Below are 17,069 nucleotides of genomic sequence, written 5' to 3'. Positions count from 1 at the left end.
GATCCGGACGAAACGAGAGGAACCCACTGTGAGTGAGCCCGTCGAGCCCCTGATCGTCGTCGGTGTGGACGGTTCGAACCATTCGAAGGAGGCGCTGCGCTGGGGCGTCGCCCAGGCCAAGGCCACCGGCGGTCGCGTACACGCCGTCATGAGCTGGGAGTGGAACACCAATCCCTTCGCGGTGGGTACGGCCGAGCAGGCGGATCTGGTGCACGCCGAGGACGCGGCGCGGCAGAAGCTGTCCGACACGGTCGCCGAGGCGGTCGGCACCTCGCCCGGCGTCCCGGTGTTCCGCCGGGTCGAGAAGGGGGCGCCGGGCCAGGTACTGGTGGACGCGTCGCGGGAGGCCGAGCTGACGGTGGTCGGCACACGCGGGTACGGCGGCATCAAGGGCGCCCTGCTGGGGTCGGTGAGCCAGCAGGTGGTCCAGTACGCCGCCAGTACGGTCGTCGTGGTCCGCCACGACGCCTGACCGGCGGCGTGCGCGACCCCGCCGGCCCGACGGCTCCTACGCCGCCCCGGGGGCGGGGGCCGTCAGGTCGGCGGGGTCGGTGTTCGCCCCGCACAGGACGACGGCGACCCGCTTGCCCGGCGGCGTGGGCGCGGCGCGCAGGGCGGCGAGGGCGGTGGCGGCGCCCGCCTCGACCACGATGCGGTGTTCCTCCCACAGCGCCCGGCGGGCGGCGGTGATGTCCGCGTCGGCGACGAGCACCGACTCGACGTGGTCGTGGCGGGCGGCGGCCAGCGCGTCGGCCGAAACCCGGGTGGCGCCGAGGGAGTCGGCGGCGACGGAGGCGACGGGGACGTCGACGGGGCGGCCCGCCTCCAGGGCGGCGTTCAGGGCCCGGCAGTGTTCGGGTTCGGCGGCGATGACGCGGACTCCGTGTTCGCGTGCGGCGGTGGCGACGCCCGCGAAGAGTCCGCCGCCGCCGACCGCGACGACGACGGCGTCCAGGCCGGGCAGGGCGTCGCGCATCTCGTCGAGCAGTGTTCCGGCGCCCGCGGCGATGAGCGGGTGGTCGTAGGCGTGGCTGGCCAGGGCTCCGGAGGCGGCCGCGAACTCCTGGCAGGCGGCGAGGGCTTCGGCGTACCGGTCGCCTACGAGGCGTACGTCGGCGCCGTAGCCGCGCAGCCGTTCCACCTTCACGCGGGGCGCGTTGGCGGGCAGGAACACGGTGGCGGGCACGTCCTGGGCGCGGGCCGCCCAGGCACAGGCGAGACCGGCGTTCCCGCCGGAGGCGATGGTGACCCCGGCGGGGGGCAGGGTGCCGGCGGCGCGGTGCGCGGCGAGGAAGTTGTGGGCGCCGCGCGCCTTGAAGGAGCCGGTGTGCTGGAGGTACTCCAGTGCGTACCAGACGCCCTCGGCGGCGGGCACCACGGCGGCCGGCCGGACGGCCCCGGCGGTCCGGTCGGCGGCGGCGCGGACGGCGGCGTAGTCGAGCTGCGTTTCCATGGCGGACTGCCTTTCGGGCGAGGGGCGTTGGGAGCGGCTGAGGGGTGACGAGCCGTCAGGGGGCGGGCCGGGCGGCCTCGATGAGCTGGCGCAGGGCGCCGTAGTACACCTCGTGGTCGGTCAGCGGGGGCAGTACCTCGGCCAGGGCTCCCGCCAGCACCGGGAACCCGGCCGGATCGAGGGCGGCGAGGGCGGCCCGGGAGGCCTCGGTGGCGGCGGCCGGGTCGCGGTGGTCCACGAACGCCGCGCTGCCCAGGGTGAGCAGGTACATGCGGCGGTACACGGTCATCGCCTCGGCGGGGGTCATCCCGGCGGCGACGCTGTCGGCGAGCGCGGGTTCCACGAGCCGGGCCAGGAGCTGCCGGCCGAGCCAGGGGCGGCCGCCGCGCAGGACGAGCAGCCCGGGGTGGGCGGTGAGCAGCCGGTACAGGGCGCCGAAGCGCAGTTCGCACGCCTCGGCCCAGCCGGTGCCGGCGGGGACGTCGGGGAGCCGGGCGGCGAGGTGTTCGGTGCAGAGGTCCAGCAGTCCGGCGAGGTCGGTGCAGCGGCGCTGGACGGTGGCGTGGGAGACGTCGAGCCGGTCGGCCAGGGTGCGGAAGCTCAGCTGCGCGGGGCCTTCCTCGTCGAGGATCCGCAGGGCGGCCACGGCGATGGCTTCGGGGGTGGCGCGGTCCAGTGCGGCTGATCTCCTCGGCATGAGATACAGCGTATCAGCCATCGGAACATACGGCGTATCACCACTTCCGTGTGACACCGACTACGGCCATATTGCTGGTCATCGAGCCATATCCACAGACTTGTGTTGACAGAGGGTAGTCACATCGCTGCACTGGGCGCACGACTGCCCGTCGGTCCCGCCCCCACGTCAAGGAGACCCCGTGCCGCCTCGCCTGCGTGCGTCGCTCCCCTGTCTGACCGCGGCCGCCCTGCTCGCCCTGTGCCTGTGCCCCGCGCCCGCCTACGCCGCGCTGTCCGCGCCGGTCCCGGCCGCCGCGCCCGCCGATCCGGGCGCGACCTCGGACACCCCGCTCGCGCTCACCCCTCCCATGGGGTGGAACAACTGGGCGCACTACATGTGCGACATCGACGAGGCCAAGGTCGTCGCCAACGCCGACGCGCTCGTGTCGAGCGGTCTCGCCGCCAAGGGGTACGACACCGTCACCGTCGACGACTGCTGGATGCGCAAGAGCCGCGACGCGCAGGGAAATCTGGTCGTCGACACCGACAGGTTCCCGCACGGCATGGCCTGGCTCGGCGAGTACCTCCACGCCAAGGGCCTGAAGTTCGGGATCTACGAGGACGCCGGGTACCTCACCTGCGAGAAGTACCCGGGAAGCGGCGCTCCCGACGGCGGCGGCGAGGACAACTACGCCCGGGACGCCCGGCTGTTCGCGTCCTGGAACGTGGACTACGTCAAGATGGACGGCTGCAACCTGTGGGTGCCGCCCGGCAAGACCAAGGAACAGGCCTACCGGGACGCGTACAACGCGGTCGCGCGGGCGCTGCGCGACAGCGGTCGGCCGATGGTGCTGTCGGCCTCCGCGCCCGCCTATTTCCAGCAGGGCGAATGGGGCGGATCCGACTGGCACAAGGTCCTCGACTGGGTCGGCGAGACGGGCCAGTTGTGGCGCGAGGGCCGGGACATCAAGGTCTACCAGCCGGCCGCGCCCGCCACCTCGCGGTGGAGTTCGGTCCTCGGCAACTACGGCTACAACCGCTGGCTCGGCCGGTACGCGGGCCCCGGCAACTGGAACGACCCCGACTTCCTGATCGCGGGCGCCCCCGGGCTGACGGAGGCGGAGAGCCGCAGCCAGGTGGGGCTGTGGGCCATGATGGCGGCCCCCTTCATCCTGTCCTCCGAGGTCTCGAAGATCACCCCGGCCGGACTGGCCGCGCTCGGCAACACCGATCTGATCGCCCTGGACCAGGACCCGATGGGCACGCAGGGCGCGGTGGTCTCCTCGAACGCCACCTTCGAGGTACTGGCCCGGCCGCTCGCGAACGGCGACCGCGCCGTGGCGGTGCTCAACCGGTCCGGGTCCGCGCGGAACGTCTCCGTACCCCTGGCCGACATCGGGCTGCACTCCTGCACGGTGGACGCGAAGAACCTGTGGAACGGGGACAGCGCCGCGGTCTCGGACTCGCTGACCGGCCGGCTCGGCGCGCACGACACGGTCGTGTGGCGGCTCACCCCGCGCGGCGGCTGCGCGCCCGCCGTGCCCACCGGTCAGATCGTCGGGACCGGATCCGCGTGCGCCGACGGGGCAAGCACCTCCGGTGTCGGCGCGGTCGTACTGGCCGGCTGCACCGCAGGAGCCGACCAGCGCTGGACCCTCGGGGACCGCGGGCGGCTGCTGCTGGCCGGCGAATGCCTGACGGCGGGCGAGGACGGCCTGGTGGAACTGGACGGCTGCGCGCCCGGGCGGCAGCAGGCGCAGAGCTGGAGCCACCGGCGCGACGGGGCCCTGGTCGCGAACGCGAGCGGGCTGTGCCTGACCGCGCCGGCCGCGGCCGCGACCCCCGACGCCCCGGCGGAGCGCCTGCGGCTGACCGACTGCGGCGACCACCGGCCCGACCAGGCGTGGGCGCTGCCCGTCTGACGGAGCGGCGGCCGGAAGGTTCGCCTTCCGCGTCGACGGCGGCCGGGACCGCCGAATTACACCACCCCCCTTCGCCACGCCCGCGACACGCGGGCGTGGTCACCCTCCCGGGGGAATCCCCTTACCCGTGAGGGGGAGCCGTCACCCAACGGCTCCCCGCACGGCGCGGGCACTGGGTTCACTGGCCCGGCCATGGTCAGGGGCGGTCACCGGAGCGGTCCGGTGACCGCCCCTTTCCGCCGTCAACGGGCCGCGAGGCCGACCGGCCGACAGGAGTGCACCGACGTGTCCGAGACCGAGCCGGGGCAGCCCGGGACCAGCGCGCCCGCGACCGTGCCCGGCGACCCGTGGGAGCGGCTCACGGACGGCGTGGTGGAATTGCGCAAGCGGCGGCCGACCGGCCCCGGGGACGGTCCCGAAGACGGCGGTCCGGCGGGCCGGCGGCTCCGGATCCCCGTCGAGACCTGCGGATGCGAGGCAATGCGTGCGGACCCCGGAGAACCGGTCCCCGACTGAGGCGGCACGGGCCGGCGACGAGGCCCTGCCCGTCCTCCTCGCCCGCGTCGCCGAGGGTGACGAGGCCGCCTTCGTCACCGTGTACGACGCGGTGTGCGGGCGCGTGCTGGGCGTGACGCTCGCGGTCCTGCGCGACCGGGCCCAGGCCGAGGAGGTGACCCAGGAGGTGTTCCTCGAGGTGTGGCGCACCGCCGGGCGCTACCGGAGCGACCGGGGCGGTGTCCGGACGTGGGTCCTGACGATCGCCCACCGCCGCGCGGTGGACCGGGTGCGTTCGGCGCAGGCCTCGGCCGACCGGGAACGGCGGGCCGGCCGGCTGGAGGCGGCGCTGCCGGAGTTCGACCAGGTGAGCGAAACCGCGCTGGAGCACGACGAACGGGAACGGGTGCGCCGCTGCCTGGGCTCGCTGACCGCGCTCCAGCGCCAGTCGGTGACCCTGGCCTACTACCAGGGCCTGACGTACCGGGAGGTGTCCGAGGAGCTGTCGCTGCCGCTGGGTACCGTGAAGACGCGCCTGCGGGACGGCCTGCTGCGGCTGCGCGACTGTCTCGGGGTGAGGGGCGCATGAGTACGGACGATCCGCACGGGGCGACGGGCGCGTACGTCCTGGACGCGCTGCCGGCGGCGGAGCGCGCCGCGTTCGAGGCGCACCTGGAGACGTGCGCGGACTGTGCGCGGGAGGTACGGGAACTCGCGGCGACGGCGGCCCTGCTCGGCTCGGCCGTGGCGGTGGAGCCGCCGCCCGGGTTCCGGGACGAGGTGCTGCGCCGGATCCGGGAGGCCCCGGCCGGACCGCCGCCCCTCCCGGCGCCGAAGGCCCCGGCCCGGCACGCGGCGCGGGGCGGGCGGCCCCGGGCGCACTGGGCCCTCGCGGCCTGCGTGGCGGCGGCGGCCGGGCTCGGCGGGGTCGCGCTGTGGCAGTTCCGGGAGGCGGACGGCGCCCGGCAGGAGGCGCGGCGGGCCGAGGCCCGGGCGGCGGCGCTGACGCAGGTGCTGTCGGCCCCCGACGCCCGGCTGGCGAGCGGCCGGCTGGCGGACGGCGGGACGGGCACGGTGGTGGTCTCCCGGGACCGGGACCGGGCGGTGTTCGTGTCCTCCGGGATGGCGGCTCCCCCGCCGGGCCGGGTGTACCAGCTGTGGTTCGCCGATCCCGGTGCGGGCATGCGCCCGGCAGGACTGATGGACCCGGCGCGCCCCGACGCCCCGGCCCTGCTGGCGGGCCCGGTGGGCGCGGCCACGGGCATCGGTGTCACGGTGGAACCGGCGGGCGGCTCGCCCGCCCCGACGTCGGACCCGCTCGTGGTACTGGCCTTCCCCCCGCCGAAGGCCACGTAGTTCGGTCGGGCAGCGGCGGGCGCCCGGCCCGGTCGGGCACGGCTGGCGGTCGGGCACGGCGGGCGCCCGGCCGGCCGCGCGGAGGTGACGTACGGATGGCGAGTGACAGGAGGGCGGACCCGGGGCGCCGGGCCCCGCACTGGCCGGGCGCCGTGAGCGGGCTGGTCGCGGCCGTCGCCGGACTGGCCCTGGCCGAGCCGGTCGCGGCCGCCGTCCGGCCCGAGGCGGCTCCGCTCGCCGCCGTCGGCGCGGCCGTGGTCGACCGTACGCCCGCGGCCGTCAAGGAGTGGGCGGTGCGTACGTTCGGCACCGCCGACAAGCCGGTGCTGATCCTGGGGGTCGTCCTCGTCCTCGCCGCGCTCGCGGCCGCCGCCGGGGTGCTGGCCGTACGCCGGCTCCCCGCGGGGATCGCGCTCGCCTGCGCGACGGGCGCACTGGGGGCGGCGGCCGCGGTGAGCCGGCCGGAGGCGACGTGGCGGGACGCACTGCCGTCACTGGTGGGCGCAGCCGCCTCCGCGGTCGTGCTGTACCTGCTGGTCCGGACGGTGAACCGGCGCCGCCCGGCGGGCGGCCCCGGCACCGGCGGCGGCCCGGGGCTGGACCGGCGGAGCTTCGGGCGGCTGGTCGCGGGAGCGCTCGCCGTGTCGGCGGCGGCCGGGTTCGCCGGGCGGCGGCTCGGATCGCACGGCGCGGCGGGGGCGACGGCCTCCCGGGCGGACCTGGTCCTGCCGGCCGCCACCGTACGGGCGCCCGCGGTGCCCGCCGGGGCCGACCTGCGGGTGCCGGGCGTGGGCCCGTTCCTCACCCCGGTCCGGGACTTCTACCGGGTGGACACCGCCCTGGTCGTCCCGCGCGTGGACGCGGACTCCTGGCGGCTGCGCATCCACGGCGACGGGGTCACCGAGCCCCTCGAACTCGGTCTGCGGGAGCTCCTCGCGCGGCCCCTGGTCGAGCACGACATCACCCTCGCCTGCGTGTCGAACGAGGTCGGCGGCCCCTACGTCGGCAACGCCCGCTGGCTCGGCGTGCGCCTCGCGGACCTGCTGCGCGAGGCGGGGGTACGGCCGCCCTCACGGGGCGGCCCGGCCGACCAGCTGGTGGCCCGGTCGGTGGACGGGATGACCCTCGGCACACCCGTCGAGACCGTCATGGACGGCCGCGAGGCGCTGCTGGCCGTCGGAATGAACGGCGGGCCGCTGCCCTTCGCGCACGGCTTCCCGGTCCGGATGGTCGTGCCGGGCCTGTACGGCTACGTATCCGCCTGCAAGTGGCTGCGCGAGCTGCGCCTGACGACCTTCGCCGCCTACGACGCGTACTGGGTGCGGCGGTCGTGGGCGGCCCGGGCCCCCGTCAAGACGCAGTCGCGGATCGACACGCCGCGGCCGCACTCGGCGCCGGCGCCGGGCCGGGTCGCGGTGGCCGGCGTGGCCTGGGCGCAGCACCGGGGCATCGCGCGGGTGGAGGTGCGGGCCGACGGCGGGCCGTGGCGGGACGCACGGCTCGGGGCGGCGGACGGCGACGACACGTGGCGGCAGTGGGTGTGGACGTGGGAGGCGGAGCCGGGCGGGCACACCCTGGAGGTCCGCGCGACGGACGGCACCGGCGCCGTCCAGCCGGAGCGGCGCCGTGGCACCCTTCCCGACGGCGCCACCGGCCTGCACTCCGTGACGGTCCGGGTCCGGCCCTTCCCCGCCGGCTCCGGTCACGGCACTAGACCCGCCGGGTGAGGCGGACCGGGAGGGCTTCGACGCTGTTGCCGATGAAGCTCCGCTGGCGCGGGAGCTCGTCCTCGGGTACGGCGAGGTCGAGGCCGGGGAAGCGGGCGAAGAGACGTTCCAGGGCGATGGTGGCCTCCAGTCGGGCGAGGGGGGCGCCGACGCAGTAGTGCGCGCCGTGTCCGAAGGAGAGGTTGCGGGCGGCGCCGGGCCGGGTCACGTCGAAGCGGGCGGCGTCCGGACCGTGGACGGAGCCGTCCCGTCCGGCGGCGGAGTACCCGGCGAGCACGGGGGTGCCCCGCGGGATCACGGTGCCGTCGACGGTCAGGTCGCGGGTGGGGTAGCGGAAGGGGAACCAGCTGACCGGTGCGTCCCAGCGGAGGGTCTCGTCCACGACGTCCGTCCAGGTCGCCTTGCCCTCCAGGACGAGGGCGAGCTGGTCGCGGTGGGTGCACAGGGCGCGGACGGCGTTGCTGATCAGGTTGAGCGTGGTCTCGTGCCCGGCGACCAGCATCAGCCGTAGGGTGCCGATGAGTTCGGCCTCGCTGAGCCGGTCGCCGTCGCCGTCGCGCGCGGCGATCAGGGCGCTGGTGAGGTCCTCGCCGGGGTGCTCGCGCCGGGTGGCGGCGATGGTCCCCATCAGTTCGACGAGTTCGCCCACGGCGGCCGTCACCTCGGCGGGGGTGCTGTCCGTCGAGACGATCACGGTGTTGGACAACCGGTGCAGGCGGCCCCGGTGTTCGGGGTCCACGCCCAGCAGTTCGCAGATGACGGCCATCGGGAGCGGCAGGGCGAAGTGGGTACGCAGGTCGGCGGTGGCGTCGGGCGAGGCGTCGGCGGCCCGGGCGAGGTCGTCGAGGAGGGCGTCGGTCAGCTCCTCGACGCGGGGGCGCAGGCGTTCCACCTGGCGGGCGGTGAAGGCGTTCCCGACGAGGGAGCGCAGGCGGCGGTGGTCGGCGTCGTCGGCGGTGTGCATGCCCCGGGCGTTGGCGAAGACCCGCAGGGGCCAGTCCGCGGGGACGGTGCCGTCGTGCAGGCCGGCGAAGTGCCGGGGGTCCTTGGCCGCGTCGGGGTGGGCGAGGAACTCCCTGAGCGCGTCGTGGCCCAGGACGACGGCCCCGGGTACGCCGCCGGGCAGGACGACCTCGGCGACGGCCCCCCGGGCGCGCAGCCGGGCGTTGAGGGCGTGCGGGCAGCCTCCGGCCGGGTCGATGACGTGCGGGGAGTCCGGGAGTGGCGGGACGGACGGGACGGGGGTCGACAAGCCGGCTCTCCTGACCTGAGGGACGGAACGCGGTCAACACTGCGGCTTCCGGGGCGGGTTGTACAAGCCCCCGTGCGCCGCGCGCCGGCGGGCGGGCGGGCCGCGTCAGGCGGCCCCGGTGGGTCTGGTCTCGATCAGGCGGGCCAGGCCGTCCAGTACGCAGTTCAGGCCGAAGGCCCAGACGGTCTCCGGGTCGTAGGCGCCGACCGTGCCGCCGACGCGGCCGGCGATCGGGTAGCGCTCCGGGTCCATGGCACGTTCCAGCAGGGGCGCGCTGATCGCCCACCACTCCTCGTCGCTCTGACGGCTGTTGTGCTCGACGACGTCGGCGGCGGCCAGGGCGTTGGCGTGGACGAAGCCCAGCAGGTGGGTCAGGGCGGCGTCCATCTCCACGTCGGTGAGGCCGATGCCGTCGAAGGCCGTGAGCTCGTGTTCGTACTTGCCGATCACTCCGGGGCCCAGTGGCACGCGGGTCACGGACAGGTCGGCGATCCACGGGTGGCGCACGAGCAGGTCCCGGTTGTCGTCGGCGATCCGGGTGACCTTCAGCCGCCAGGGCTCCGGGCCGGCCGGTGCGCGGCGGTCCATGTGCCGGTAGGCCTCGTCCAGCATCAGGTCGAGCAGCTCGGCCTTGCCCGGTACGTACGTGTACACGCTCATCGGGGTGACGCCCAGGCGCTGGGCGAGGGCGCGCATGGTCAGCGCGGCCAGCCCCTGCTCGTCGGCGAGTGCGATCGCGGCTCCGACGACGGCGTCCACGGTGAGGCCCTGGCGCGGGCCGCGCCGCCCGGCGGCGGGCTCCTGTCCGGGCTCGCGCCACAGGAGTTCCAGCGTGCGGACGGGATCGCCCGCCCCGGTCCGGTCCTTCGCCATGTCCGGTCCTTCCTTCCCGCCCATTAATTCACTACGGCGTATAGAGTACAGTGTATAAAGTTAGCTCGAAACATCCGCCCCCGCGAGGAGTTCCGTGCACATCACCAGCACCGCCATATCCTTGGACGTCGACGGCGTCCCCGCCTCCGCGGCCTTCCTGACCGGCCACGACCGGGAGGAGCAGGCGTGAATCAGCCCTACGCCGCGGACGGCCATCAGGTGATCCAGGTCCGCGGAGCGCGGGAGAACAACCTCGCGGACATCTCCCTGGACATCCCCAAGCGCCGGCTGACCGTCTTCACCGGCGTGTCCGGGTCCGGCAAGTCCTCGCTCGTCTTCGGCACCATCGCCGCCGAGTCGCAGCGCATGATCAACGAGACGTACACCGCCTTCATCCAGTCCTTCATGGCCAGTCCGGCCCGCCCCGACGTGGACGGCCTGCACAACCTGAGCGCGGCCATCGTGGTCGACCAGGAGCGGATGGGAACGGGATCCCGCTCCACCGTGGGCACCGCCACCGACGCGTCCACGATGCTGCGGATCGTCTTCTCACGCCTGGGCGTACCGCACGTCGGCACCTCGTCCGCCTTCAGCTTCAACACCCCGGACGGCATGTGCCCGCGCTGCGAGGGGATCGGCCAGGTCTCCGACGTCGACGTGGACCAGCTCGTCGACCGCGAACTCTCCCTCAACGAGGGCGCGATCACCGTCCCCGGCTTCGCGGTCGACTCCTGGTACTGGCAGATCATGGCCAACTCGGGCTTCTACTCCCCCGACACCAAGCTCAAGGACTTCACCGAGCAGGAGTGGGCGGACTTCCTGCACAAGCCGGCGGTGAAGGTGAAGGTCGGGTCGAACAACTTCACCTACGAGGGGCTGATCACGAAGCTCGGCCGGACCGTCCTGGCCAAGGACCGCGAGTCGATGCAGGCCCACATCCGGGCCTTCGTGGACCGCGCGGTGGTCTTCACGGACTGCCCCGACTGCGGCGGCACCCGGCTGTCGGCGGCCGCGCTGTCCTCGCGCATCGACGGGCTGAACATCGCGGAGTGCTCCGCGATGCAGATCAGCGACCTCGCCGGGGTCATCGCCCGCATTGACGACCCGGGCGTGGCCCCGATGCTGGCGAGCCTGCGCGAACTGCTGCACTCCCTCATCGAGATCGGCCTGGGCTACCTGAGCCTGGACCGGCCGTCCGGCACGCTGTCGGGCGGCGAGGCGCAGCGGGTCAAGATGGTGCGCCACCTCGGTTCCTCGCTGACGGACATCACGTACGTCTTCGACGAGCCGAGCACCGGCCTGCACCCGCACGACATCCGGCGGATGAACGACCTGCTGCTGCGGCTGCGCGACAAGGGCAACACGGTGCTGGTCGTCGAGCACAAGCCGGAGGTCATCGCGATCGCCGACCACGTCGTGGACCTCGGTCCGGGCGCGGGCACCGCGGGCGGCCGGCTCTGCTACAGCGGGGACGTCGCCGGGCTGCGCACCTCGGACACCCTCACCGGCCGCCACCTGGGCCACCGGGCCCGGCTGCGCGAGACGGTGCGCACTCCGCGCGGGCACCTGTCGGTGAAGGACGCGAACCTGCACAACCTGAAGGACGTCAGCGTGGACGTGCCCCTCGGGGTGCTGGCCGTGGTGACGGGGGTGGCGGGCTCCGGGAAGAGTTCGCTGATCCACGGGTACCTGGCGGGGCGGGACGGGGTGGTGGTGGCCGACCAGTCGCCGATCCGCGGCTCGCGGCGCTCCAACCCGGCCACGTACACGGGGCTGCTGGGTCCGGTCCGGACGGCCTTCGCCAAGGCCAACGGGGTCAAGGCCGCGCTGTTCAGCGCCAATTCGGAGGGTGCCTGCCCGAAGTGCAACGGCCTGGGGCTGGTCTACACGGACCTGGCGATGATGGCCGCGGTGGCCTCGGTCTGCGAGGAGTGCGAGGGGCGCCGGTTCACGCCGGAGGTGCTCACGTACCGGTTGAACGGGAAGAACATCAGCGAGGTCCTCGACATGCCGGTGGCGGAGGCGCACGGGTTCTTCACCACCGGGCAGGCGCGGGCGATCCTGGGCCGGCTGGTGGACGTGGGGCTGGGGTACGTACGGCTCGGGCAGCCGCTCAGCACCCTCTCGGGCGGTGAGCGCCAGCGGCTCAAGCTGGCCATCAGCATGGCGGAGAAGTCCTCGACGTACATCCTCGACGAGCCGACGACGGGGCTGCACCTGGCCGACGTGGACAAGCTGCTCGCCCTGCTCGACCGGCTCGTGGACCAGGGGAACTCGGTGATCGTCATCGAGCACCACCAGGCGGTGATGGCCCACGCCGACTGGCTGATCGACATCGGCCCGGGCGGGGGGCACGACGGGGGCCGGGTGGTCTTCGAGGGCACCCCGGCGCGACTGGCCGCCGAGGGCGACACTTTGACGGCCCGTCACCTGCGGGAGTACGTCGGCGCGTAGCGTCCGAGCGTCCGTGTGTGCGGGCCGTCAGCCGGTTCGGGGGCGGCCCGCATGCCGATGCACACGCAGGGGGCGGCGTCGGCGAGGGTGGCGAAGACGACCGGCATCCACGCCTCGCCGAAGGAGGCCCCGGCTGAACGGCCTCGCGACCCGGATCACCCGGGGCTGACGCCGCCCCGCGGGAAGGTCAGGGCTCCGGCGCGGTCGCGGGGCGGGGCGAAGAAGCGCTCCACCTCCGCGTCCCGGACCTGCGCGAGCGCGGCCGGGGACCAGCGGGGCAGCCGGTCCTTGTCGATGACCTGGGCGCGGATGCCCTCGACCAGGTCCGGGGTGGACAGCGCGGCGGCGGACACCCGGTACTCCTGTTCCAGCACCTCCTCCAGCGAGCCCAGCTCGCGGGCCCGGCGCAGCGCGGCCAGGGTGACCTTGAGGGCGGTGGGGGACTTGGTGCGCAGCACCGAGGAGGCCTCGCGGGCGGCGGCGAGGCCGTTGCCCAGCAGCCGGGAGTGGATCTCCTCGACGGTGCCGGCGGCGTAACATCGGTCGATCCACTCCCGCTCGGCGGCCAGTTCGCCGCCGGGAACGGAAGCACCCGCGTACGGGGCCAGGACCTCCTCCGCCGGGGAGCAGGCGAGCGCGTGGGTGAGCTCGGCGAGGTGGTCGGAGGGGACGTAGAGGTCGGCGAGCCCGCACAGCAGGGCGTCGGCGGCGCCGACGGCCAGGCCGGTGAGGGCGAGGTGGGTGCCGAGTTCGCCGGGAGCCCGCGACAGGAGGTGGGTGCCGCCGACGTCGGGGACGAAGCCGATGCCGGTTTCGGGCATCGCGACGCGGGAGCGTTCGGTGACGACGCGGACGCTGCCGTGGGCCGAGATGCCGACGCCGCCGCCCATGACGATGCCGTCCATGAGCGCCACGTACGGTTTGGGGTAGCGGGCGATGCGGGCGTTGAGCCGGTACTCGTCGCGCCAGAAGTCCAGCGAGGCGGTGCCGCCGCTCTTCGCGTCGGCGTGGATCGCCCGGATGTCGCCGCCCGCGCACAGACCCCGCTCGCCCGCGCCGCGGACCAGCACCTGCCGCACGGCGGGGTCGCGCTCCCAGGCCGCGAGGGCCGCCGTCACGGTCAGCACCATGGCGTGCGTGAGGGCGTTGAGGGCCTCCGGGCGGTTGAGGGTGATCACCCCCGTGTGGCCGTGGATCTCGATCAGAACGGAGTCGTGTTCGGTCTTCACACCGGTCAGTATGGAGCTTCTGTCCCCATGCGCAAGATCGTTAAGACGCGGTCGTCAGGTCTGCCCCCGCGCCCTGGTACGGACCTACCGAACCTCCACCGTCACCCCAGGAACCGGCCCGGAAACCACCCCCGGACTGGCCGGGGAACGCCCCTTGACGACACTCTCCGAGACACCCGGCGACGACACTCTCTAGGACACCCGGCCTCTAAGACACCCGGCGCGGTGCGCCGAGGACTCCCGGGGGACTGGGCACCTCCAGCCAGACGCACTTGCCGGACGCCCCCGGGCGCGAGCCCCAGGCGCGGGCGAGCCGCTCCACTATGAACAGCCCGTGCCCGCCGGGGCGGCCCGGCTCGGCCGGACCGCCGGCGGCGGTCGCCGGAGGGCGCGGGTTCGCGTCCGTCACCTCGATCCGCAGCCGGTCGTCCGTGCAGTCCAGGACCAGGGCGCCGGGGCCGCCGCCGTGCAGACAGGCGTTGGCCACCACCTCCGAGACCAGCAGCAGGACGTCGTCGGCGGCGTCCCGCACGGCCTCCCGGTCGGCGGGCAGCCAGTGCCAGGCGGTGAGGGCGCGACGGGTGAAATCGCGGCTGCGGGAGACCGGGTCGGGGAGCCCGTCGAGGACCAGGAGCCAGTTCCGGTCCGTCGGCGCTCGCTGCTCCATGGTTCTCCGACCCCTTCCCTCTTCCGTGCCCGCCCGCTCGTACCGTCCGTACCGTCCGTGGACCGGTGCCGCCCGCGGCGGCCGCACCGTCATACCGAGGGCCGGCGCAGCGCCTGTTCCACGTCGGCGTGGACCGGGAAGACCCCGTCCGCGCCGGTGATGCGGAACATCCGCGCGACCGGTCCGGTCAGTCCGGCCAGCTCCAGGGTGCCGCCGGCCTCCTGGACGGTGATCCGGCTGTGCAGCAGGGCGTTCAGTCCGGTGGAGTCGCAGAAGTCCAGCCCCGACATGTCGACCAGGAGCCGCCCGCCCCGGGCGGCCGCGGTGTCGAGGGCGTCACGCAGGGGCGGGGCCGTGTCGTGGTCCAGCTCCCCGGCGAGTGTGAGGAGGACCGCTCCCTCCACCGCCCCTACCGCGACGGTGAAGCGTTCCTTGTCCGTTCCCAGCACCATCCGGCATCACCCTTTTCGTCCTGCTGTTGCTGCGCATGCCCGCGTCACGGCGGGATATGCGCGCGGTGGCAGCGCTCCGTGCGGCCCGGAAACCCCCTGCGCGGGTGATCCGGAAGCCACCGCTCCTCACCGCGACCGTACCGGTCCGCCCGGCCCGATGGCGCACCCGCACCCGCAGGCCCGGCCGGGCGGCTCCGCGCACACCCCTCATTCGGAGCCGGACGGCTCCGTCACCGGGGGCAGGCCCTGCATCAGCCGGTACTGGTCCATGAGGGCCGTGATGGCCTTGAGGTTGTCCTTGCGCATACCCGCCGCCCGCATCGCCACGGCCCGCACCCCCGACTGCCTGAGGGCCTCGACGACGGCGAGCTCGCCGCGCACCGACTCGGCGACCTCGTCGTCGAAGAAGTAGGCGACCGAGACGCCGAAGAAGCGGGCCAGGGCCGCCAGCAGGTCGGGCGAGGGGTTGGCCCGCTTGCCCGTCCGCAGCTGGGACAGGTACACGCCCCCCACCTTGAGGCCGGGATCGGCCCGTTTCAGTTCCTCCGCCACCTCGGCGTTGGTCCAGTGCCTGCCCTTGGGCCGGACGGTCCGGAACAGGTCGTCGAGGCGCACTGCGAGCAGGGGCCGGTCGTCGGTCGCGGTCATGGTGAAGCTCCCCCCACTCCACGGGATAGCCGTTGGCTATCCCGGAGTTTCACAGATTAGCGGTCAGTTGACAATTGTCGTGAACTCCGTCAACGTTGGCCTCGCCGATAGCTGTCAGCTAACTGGATGCACGGGGGTCATCTGGTTGGTCGTCCGGTCGCGTTCCGAGGGCACCCAAGCCCTCGGGGGGGCGCGGTACCGGAAGGCACGGGACGGGAGCCACCCGTCCGGCCCGACAGGACATCGGCGGGGGGAACGGGGGAAGCGGGGGGAACGGGAGATGCCCGCCCGGTTTGACGGGGGATGCAAACCGGGCGGGAGTTCTCAACTCGCCTTGCGGAGCTTACTGTAGGCGGCCGCGACTTGCGTGAGCCAGGCTACTTCCGCACTGAAGTTGTTCGTGTCGCGGTCGTCGAAGTCCCCGGCGTCCTTGTTGTCACGGGGGATGGTCCCCGCGCGTTTGGCGCGCAGGGCCTGTTTGATCTGCGCCGCCTCGGTGAACGCCTGCCGGAACTCCTCGCCCGCCGGCCCACCGCCGTCGCCGGCCACGGCCGGCGCCCCGCCCGTGCCGCGTTCGATGTAGGGGCGCAAGTCCCGCCACCCGTCCCGTATTTCGACGACCCGCCGGTGGAGCCGGTAGTCGAGGTCACGGACCGAGGTCCCGGGCGGCTCCAGGGCGATGTCCGGGGAGGACTCGTACAGGTCCCGCCACAGCGGGTACAGGGCCCGGTAGGACCGGTAGGACCGGGTCCACTCGACGCACCTCGTCGTCCACGGGCTCCAGCAGGACATGGTCAGGCTCAGGGAGAGGGCGACGATGCCCAGCGTGTTGATGACGGAGGCGACGGCCTCCCGCCACGCCCCGGTGTCGGCTCCGGCCGCGAGGGTGAGGACGTTGACCGTCCGGACCGCGCCGTAGACCAGCAGGATCACCGCCGCGACGGACAGCATGCGCAGACCGTGCCGCAGCGAAGCGTTGTCGGTCATCCGGGCGTAGGGGCCGAACTGACGGACCATGGTGACGCACGGAACCGCCTGGGAGGCGATGAAGGCCAGGAGGTACACGAGGAGCAGCGGGTCACCGCTGCCGTCGAACTCCGTCGCGCACCGGCGCGGACCGTCGGCGAGGAAGAAAAGGGCCGTCAGCAGCGCGTCGAGGCCGAAGCCGGTGAGCACCCAGAAGCGCGTCTTGCGGGCCGCCTCCGCGCCGACGGCCGCCCAGCGCAGGAAGATGACCTGCGCGCTGACGCAGAGGGCGACCCCCGACAGGTGCATGAGCAGGATGGCGAGGTTGTGCACGCCCAGGAGGCTTTCGCTCCGCATGGCGACGGCGCCCATGGTGAAGGTGAGGCACTGGAACACCAGCGTCGCGATCAGGGTGCGGTACTCGCCGTCCCGCCGGCTCCGCCGCCCCTGGCAGAGCCGGTAGACGAGCGCGGCGTACGACGAGAGCGCGGCTATGACGAAGCAGACGGTTCTGATGGTGTTCACGGTGATGCTTTCCTGGGTGCCGCGGGGGCCGCGAACGGTCCAACCGGCCTTATCGGCCAGTGGCCGACGCGCCGCGTTCAAGCGGAACCGTACCCGCCGACTCTGAACGCCCCGCCACCGGGCGCCCACCCCGGACACGCGACCGGCACACCGCCCCGGCGCACCGACCCCTGAAACGACCGAAGGCCCGTTTCAGATTTCTCTGAAACGGACCCTGATCTGCGACTCTTTCGAGTCGGGACGACAGGATTTGAACCTGCGACCCCTTGACCCCCAGTCAAGTGCGCTACCAAGCTGCGCCACGTCCCGTTCATGCCTTCCACCTGGGGTTTTCCCCCTCGCGGCGGGCACATGCAGAACATTACCCCACGC

16 protein-coding genes and 1 tRNA gene are annotated in these 17,069 nt (G+C 73.8%); 7 read left to right on the top strand and 10 right to left on the bottom strand.

The window, feature by feature from the left end:
* The first annotated feature begins 28 nt into the window (after positions 1-28).
* Entirely contained in the window at positions 29-472 is a 444-nt protein-coding gene (locus tag AC07B0_RS23860; RefSeq protein ID WP_356879064.1) for a universal stress protein, read from the top strand.
* Positions 473-508: 36 nt separating this feature from the next.
* On the opposite strand, the gene AC07B0_RS23855 is transcribed toward AC07B0_RS23860, so the two are convergent.
* Positions 509-1,453, bottom strand: a complete 945-nt coding sequence (locus AC07B0_RS23855) for a serine/threonine dehydratase (RefSeq protein ID WP_469382797.1) — start codon at positions 1,451-1,453, stop codon at positions 509-511.
* A 55-nt stretch (positions 1,454-1,508) separates the two neighbouring features.
* On the bottom strand, positions 1,509-2,150 hold the full coding sequence (locus AC07B0_RS23850) for a TetR/AcrR family transcriptional regulator (protein ID WP_356879060.1): 642 nt from the start codon (positions 2,148-2,150) through the stop codon (positions 1,509-1,511).
* Between the two features lie 181 nt (positions 2,151-2,331).
* On the opposite strand from AC07B0_RS23850, the gene AC07B0_RS23845 reads away from it, so the two are divergent.
* The 5 genes from AC07B0_RS23845 (at position 2,332) to AC07B0_RS23825 (ending at position 7,631) form a co-directional block, all read left to right on the top strand.
* Positions 2,332-4,053: a ricin-type beta-trefoil lectin domain protein gene (locus tag AC07B0_RS23845; RefSeq protein ID WP_478863877.1), complete on the top strand. Its 1,722-nt coding sequence runs from the start codon at positions 2,332-2,334 to the stop codon at positions 4,051-4,053.
* A gap of 285 nt (positions 4,054-4,338) precedes the next feature.
* Positions 4,339-4,569 (top strand): hypothetical protein, encoded by a 231-nt coding sequence (locus AC07B0_RS23840; protein ID WP_356879056.1) that lies wholly within the window; start codon positions 4,339-4,341, stop codon positions 4,567-4,569.
* Entirely contained in the window at positions 4,538-5,137 is a 600-nt protein-coding gene (sigK, locus tag AC07B0_RS23835) for an ECF RNA polymerase sigma factor SigK (protein WP_478898886.1), read from the top strand. The genes AC07B0_RS23840 and sigK overlap by 32 nt, the downstream gene beginning before the upstream one ends.
* Entirely contained in the window at positions 5,134-5,904 is a 771-nt protein-coding gene (locus AC07B0_RS23830) for an anti-sigma factor (RefSeq protein ID WP_478898885.1), read from the top strand. Before sigK ends, AC07B0_RS23830 begins: the two co-directional genes overlap by 4 nt.
* 95 nt (positions 5,905-5,999) lie before the next feature.
* Positions 6,000-7,631, top strand: a complete 1,632-nt coding sequence (locus tag AC07B0_RS23825; RefSeq protein ID WP_478898884.1) for a molybdopterin-dependent oxidoreductase — start codon at positions 6,000-6,002, stop codon at positions 7,629-7,631.
* Here AC07B0_RS23825 and AC07B0_RS23820 read toward each other — a convergent pair.
* Positions 7,615-8,883, bottom strand: a complete 1,269-nt coding sequence (locus tag AC07B0_RS23820) for a cytochrome P450 family protein (RefSeq protein ID WP_478898883.1) — start codon at positions 8,881-8,883, stop codon at positions 7,615-7,617. The genes AC07B0_RS23825 and AC07B0_RS23820 overlap by 17 nt on opposite strands.
* A 105-nt stretch (positions 8,884-8,988) precedes the next feature.
* On the bottom strand, positions 8,989-9,756 hold the full coding sequence (locus AC07B0_RS23815) for a TetR/AcrR family transcriptional regulator (protein ID WP_356879046.1): 768 nt from the start codon (positions 9,754-9,756) through the stop codon (positions 8,989-8,991).
* Between the two features lie 219 nt (positions 9,757-9,975).
* Here AC07B0_RS23815 and AC07B0_RS23810 point away from each other — a divergent pair, with 219 nt between their 5' ends.
* The gene (locus tag AC07B0_RS23810; RefSeq protein ID WP_356879138.1) at positions 9,976-12,210 is read left to right on the top strand and encodes an excinuclease ABC subunit UvrA; all 2,235 of its coding nucleotides are present in this window, start codon (positions 9,976-9,978) and stop codon (positions 12,208-12,210) included.
* A 155-nt stretch (positions 12,211-12,365) separates the two neighbouring features.
* Here the strand turns inward: AC07B0_RS23810 and AC07B0_RS23805 are convergent, their stop codons facing one another.
* The 6 genes from AC07B0_RS23805 to AC07B0_RS23780 all read right to left on the bottom strand — a co-directional run bounded on the left by AC07B0_RS23805 (position 12,366) and on the right by AC07B0_RS23780 (position 17,006).
* A complete protein-coding gene (locus AC07B0_RS23805) occupies positions 12,366-13,439 on the bottom strand; it encodes an enoyl-CoA hydratase/isomerase family protein (protein WP_478898882.1) in 1,074 nt (357 codons plus the stop codon).
* Positions 13,440-13,647: 208 nt separating this feature from the next.
* Entirely contained in the window at positions 13,648-14,106 is a 459-nt protein-coding gene (locus AC07B0_RS23800) for an ATP-binding protein (RefSeq protein WP_478863870.1), read from the bottom strand.
* An 89-nt stretch (positions 14,107-14,195) separates the two neighbouring features.
* Positions 14,196-14,558, bottom strand: a complete 363-nt coding sequence (locus AC07B0_RS23795) for an STAS domain-containing protein (RefSeq protein WP_356879040.1) — start codon at positions 14,556-14,558, stop codon at positions 14,196-14,198.
* Positions 14,559-14,765: 207 nt separating this feature from the next.
* Complete coding sequence (locus tag AC07B0_RS23790; protein WP_356879038.1) at positions 14,766-15,206, bottom strand: helix-turn-helix domain-containing protein; 441 nt, start codon at positions 15,204-15,206, stop codon at positions 14,766-14,768.
* 324 nt (positions 15,207-15,530) lie between these two features.
* Complete coding sequence (locus tag AC07B0_RS23785) at positions 15,531-16,697, bottom strand: MAB_1171c family putative transporter (protein WP_478898881.1); 1,167 nt, start codon at positions 16,695-16,697, stop codon at positions 15,531-15,533.
* Between the two features lie 235 nt (positions 16,698-16,932).
* Positions 16,933-17,006, bottom strand: a tRNA-Pro gene (locus AC07B0_RS23780).
* Positions 17,007-17,069: the final 63 nt, after the last annotated feature.

The organism is Streptomyces sp. NPDC044704 (assembly GCF_056433525.1).
Note: the sequence above shows the minus strand (reverse complement) of the source record. Positions and strands in the feature narration are given on the sequence as shown.